At 76.1% G+C, this 2,513-nt stretch carries 4 protein-coding genes; all 4 read left to right on the forward strand.

Translation table 11 applies throughout. The features are described from left to right. Nucleotides 1-6 precede the first annotated feature (6 nt). The 4 genes from C593_RS0128380 (at nt 7) to C593_RS0128395 (ending at nt 2,327) form a co-directional block, all read left to right on the forward strand. Nucleotides 7-474 (forward strand): hypothetical protein, encoded by a 468-nt coding sequence (locus tag C593_RS0128380; RefSeq protein ID WP_018850706.1) that lies wholly within the window; start codon nt 7-9, stop codon nt 472-474. A gap of 40 nt (nt 475-514) precedes the next feature. Continuing rightward, on the forward strand, nt 515-856 hold the full coding sequence (locus C593_RS32825; RefSeq protein WP_018850707.1) for a hypothetical protein: 342 nt from the start codon (nt 515-517) through the stop codon (nt 854-856). 140 nt (nt 857-996) lie between these two features. Beyond that, nucleotides 997-1,728: a hypothetical protein gene (locus tag C593_RS0128390; RefSeq protein WP_018850708.1), complete on the forward strand. Its 732-nt coding sequence runs from the start codon at nt 997-999 to the stop codon at nt 1,726-1,728. A gap of 56 nt (nt 1,729-1,784) precedes the next feature. Further along, nucleotides 1,785-2,327, forward strand: a complete 543-nt coding sequence (locus tag C593_RS0128395) for a hypothetical protein (RefSeq protein WP_018850709.1) — start codon at nt 1,785-1,787, stop codon at nt 2,325-2,327. Nucleotides 2,328-2,513 lie beyond the last annotated feature (186 nt).

Below are 2,513 nucleotides of genomic sequence, written 5' to 3' on the forward strand. Positions count from 1 at the left end.
CCAGCCATGAACACCACCACGGCCGCCGCCCGGTTCGCCGCCGTCTACGCCCTGCTGACGGCCGCCCACGAGGCAGGTGACTACTGGGTCCAGCGGGACGCCGACGCGGTCGCCAAGGGCCGCGCAGGGGGCGAGGGGCGGGCCGCCTGCGCCCGGCACGTCGCCTCCTACACCGCGACGCAGGCCCTGGCCCTGGCCGCCGCGGACCGGTACCTCGGTCTGCGTCTCGGATGGAAGCGCGCGGCGGCCGGGCTCGCCGTCTCCGCCGTCACCCACTACGTGTGCGACCGGTGCGCCGGACACTGGCGCGAGACCGGCGACCAGGCCCCGGCCCTCGTCCGGTTCGCTCACCGCAGCGGCAAGACGCAGTGGCTCACCCGCGACCCCGGCGCCGGGCCCCTGCTCGACCAGGCATGGCACCGCGTGTGGATCACCCTCGCCGCGGCCGTGACCGCCGGGCCCGCCCGCCGGTAGAACATCCGTCAGACCCGACCGCCATCACCAGGAGCAGCACATGACCGACCGCCAGACCTTCCCGCCCGGCGTCCTCGACACCATCGGCCACGCCATCGCGTTCAACATGGTCGTCTTCCACGACCGGTACGGCGCCGACAACCTGGAGGGCTCAGACCTGTACGTCGACGTCGTCACCGCGCTGCACTCGGTTGCCGAGGAGGACCAGGAGGCGGCCGTCCGCGTCGCCGCGTCCGCGCTCGCCAACGCGACCGGATGGGACAACGGCCCGACCCTGGACACCGCCTCGCGCTGCCTGATCCACTCCCTGACGCAGGGCAACCGCTGGACCAGGGACCGCGCGGAGCGGTTCGTCACCGCCGCACTGCTCGCCGTCCACTGACCCCCGCTCTGCCGGCACTCCCCGAGGCCCCCCGGCCGTCCTCCTCGCGAGGGCGGCCGGGGGGCCCTTTTTGCGTTGCCCGGGGCGGTTCGTGACGGTGTGGCACACTCGCCGCCCACCACCCGGGAGGAGAGCCCCCAGTGAGCCGACAGGCCGTCATCGACGCGGCCCGCGACTACGCGCGCCGCAACCCTGGAGACCTCCGGCAGCGGGCGCTGCTGGCGCGCCTGGAGGGCCGGGCGCTGCCCCCGCTGGACGTCGGCGCGGCCCGCGCCCGCCGTACGGCCGCAGCAGCCCCGTCACGGCCCGTACGGCGACCGGCGGCCCCTCTGGTCCGCCCGCCCGCTCCCCGGCCCGCACCGGCCGCACGGTGGCCCGTACGGAGCGCCGCCCGGCCTCCCGGCGCCGTCCAGTTCATCGGCCGTGACGGCACCTGGCGGTGGGTCCACGTCGACCCGGCCGCGACGGACGGGCGGCAGTGGCAGCGCCTCGCGGCCGGTCTCGTCGCCGCCGGTCCGCTCCAGTACCTCCGTGTCCGCCGGGACACCCTGCCGGCCACCGAGGACGGCAACGCGCAATTCCTGCTGGACCCGGCCACCCGCGCCCCCTGGGTCGACGTCGTCGTGTCCTCCGCCGTCCCGGCCGGGCTGACCGCCCGGACCATCGCGCACGAGCTGGCGCACGTCGCGGACGAGGTGGTCCGCCTGGAGACGATGCCGCTCGCCGCCTGGTGCGCCTCGTTCTCCGACCCCCGCCGCGTCCGCCTGGCCGAGGAGTTCGCCGTCCCCTGCGAGGACTGGGTGACCACGGACACGACGCCCGCCGCGCTGCTCGCCGCCGCCCGCGTCCACCAGGAGCAGCGGCACCACTGACCCGCCGGACGGACACCGCCGCCCGGCACCCCCTACCGACACACCAGGAGACCCCCGTGAGCCCAGCCGCCCCCGCCGCCGCCCCGTCCCTCCGGCAGACCTTCCGCGACGAGCCGACCGGCCGCCTGCTCGACCTCCTCCTCACCGCCCTCCGCGATACCGGCAACTGGTCGGGCCGCGCCGCTCAGGTCGAGGCGGCGGCCGCGGTTCTGCAGCGCCGCTGTGGTGGCCGCCCGTCCAGCGCCGGAACCCGCGACACCGAGGACCCCGGGCAGCACCTCGCTGAGCGCGTCGACACCTCCGGCGGGGTGCTGACCCTCACCTCCGACGAGCTGCGCCGCGATCACCTCGGAGCCGCGGCGCTCGCCGACCACCGCGCCCGCGAACGCGACCCGGAGCGCGCCGTCCGCATCCGTACGCACGGCGACGTCCTCCAGGACCACGGCCTCGCCGTCTTCCCGGGCCTCCTGGCCGGCATGTCCCGCGTGCTGGTCTACGAGACCGAACCGCTCATCGGACGGCTCATCACCGCCGCCGCCGCCGGTCTCCCGACCGAGGAACTCACCGTCGAGATCCTGGAGCGCGCGACCGCCCGCTAGCCACGGGACGGCACAGGAGCAGCACGAGGGGCCCGCGACCGGCACACCGGACGTCCGGGCCCCTCCCCGTACCAGAGACCCGCCAAGGGGCCACAGAACCCGCCCTCGCCACCCCTCCACCGGCACCCACGACCCCCGTACGGCACCTCACGACACCGAAACCGCCCCCGGAACGGCCCCGCCCAC

The organism is Streptomyces sp. CNT372, assembly GCF_000377145.1.